This window comes from Halomonas sp. (assembly GCF_041689495.1).
Taxonomy (GTDB): domain Bacteria; phylum Pseudomonadota; class Gammaproteobacteria; order Pseudomonadales; family Halomonadaceae; genus Halomonas.
In genome coordinates this window covers 1-1,243 of record NZ_JBDNGD010000489.1, presented here as the reverse complement: position 1 = coordinate 1,243, position 1,243 = coordinate 1, and the positions used below count along the sequence as shown (strand labels likewise).

2 protein-coding genes are annotated in these 1,243 nt (G+C 60.7%); both read left to right on the top strand.

Translation table 11 applies throughout. The annotated features are described in order from the left end of the window. The first annotated feature begins 222 nt into the window (after positions 1–222). Positions 223–360 (top strand): hypothetical protein, encoded by a 138-nt coding sequence (locus ACESMD_RS14685; protein ID WP_372614433.1) that lies wholly within the window; start codon positions 223–225, stop codon positions 358–360. 178 nt (positions 361–538) lie between these two features. Continuing rightward, positions 539–1,207: a MerR family transcriptional regulator gene (locus ACESMD_RS14680; RefSeq protein WP_372614431.1), complete on the top strand. Its 669-nt coding sequence runs from the start codon at positions 539–541 to the stop codon at positions 1,205–1,207. Positions 1,208–1,243 lie beyond the last annotated feature (36 nt).

Below are 1,243 nucleotides of genomic sequence, written 5' to 3'. Positions count from 1 at the left end.
GTGATGGCACTACGCGCACGCATGACCGTGCAGGAGATCGGCGACTAACTGTTCCCCTATCTGACCATGGTGGAAGGACTCAAGCTCTGCGCTCAGACCTTCACCAAGGATGTGACGCAGTTGTCGTGTTGCGCGGGGTGAGGAGGAAGGATTTGACCCTTGTGCAACACCGCAGTGCCATCATCGGCCTTTACCACGGATAGCCTACGGAGAAGCGTCGCCATGAGTATGACACCTGACGACTACGGCATGATGATGGGTGCGATGGGCTGGGTGATGCCGGTTGTCGGTATCGCCCTACTATTGCTGTTGGGGCTCGGCATCGCCAGCCTGGCCAAGTATCTGTTCGCAGGTAAATGATAACGGTGTTCAACATAAGGCAACTCTCGTGAGTACCCATGGATCGTTCCCCAACCTGGTTGTGGCCATGGGGCTCGAGTGGTGCGCGGAACGCCACTCTTGTCACCCCTCCACTTGACACCGTACCTTGGTACGGTCAGTAGGCTATCGGTGACCAGCAAAACGCAGAGGTAACACCATGGGGGGCATGACGATTGGTCGGGCAGCCCAAGCATCAGGCGTTGGGGTCGAGACGATTCGCTTTTACGAGCGTCGCGGGCTTATCGAGCAGCCGCCCAGGCCGGAGACGGGGGGATACCGCTGTTACCCCGACGATACGGTGCAGCAAGTACAGTTTATTCGCCGCGCTCAGAAGCTCGACTTCTCCTTGCGCGAGATCGCCGAGCTGCTTGCACTGCTTACGACTCCCGGCACCGATGCCGGCGACATGAGGCGCCGCGCTACCGCTAAACTCCAGGACGTGGATCAGAAGATCGAGCGCCTGCAGCGTATCCGTAAGGGGCTTGTGGAGCTGCTCGACAGTTGTCCCGGAGCAGGGCCACTGCGGTGCTGTTCTATTCTCGACGCCCTGGAACACGATGAGGCACTGGGCGGCGAGACAACCAACCGACAGGAGAATGGCATGCAGACAGTGAAGCTCACTATTGGCGGCATGCATTGCGACGGGTGCTCGGAGATCGTTCGCCACCTTCTCGAGCAGCAGCCGGGCGTCAAGGGATGTACGGTCTCCCATGAGAGCGGCGAGGCCCGGGTGGCGGTCGACGCCGCCCAGGTCTCCGCCGAGCGGCTCGCGAAGGCGGTCCGCGATGCAGGGTACACGGCGAGTGTAGTGTCAGCGGCCGAATAGCGCCTTGGAGATCGTCGCTGCATTGCCTCTGGCCTC

Coding starts and splice junctions, on each gene's coding strand:
- ACESMD_RS14685 (WP_372614433.1), top strand. CDS start 223: ATGAGTATGACACCTGACGACTACGGCATGATGATGGGTGCGATGGGC.
- ACESMD_RS14680 (WP_372614431.1), top strand. CDS start 539: ATGGGGGGCATGACGATTGGTCGGGCAGCCCAAGCATCAGGCGTTGGG.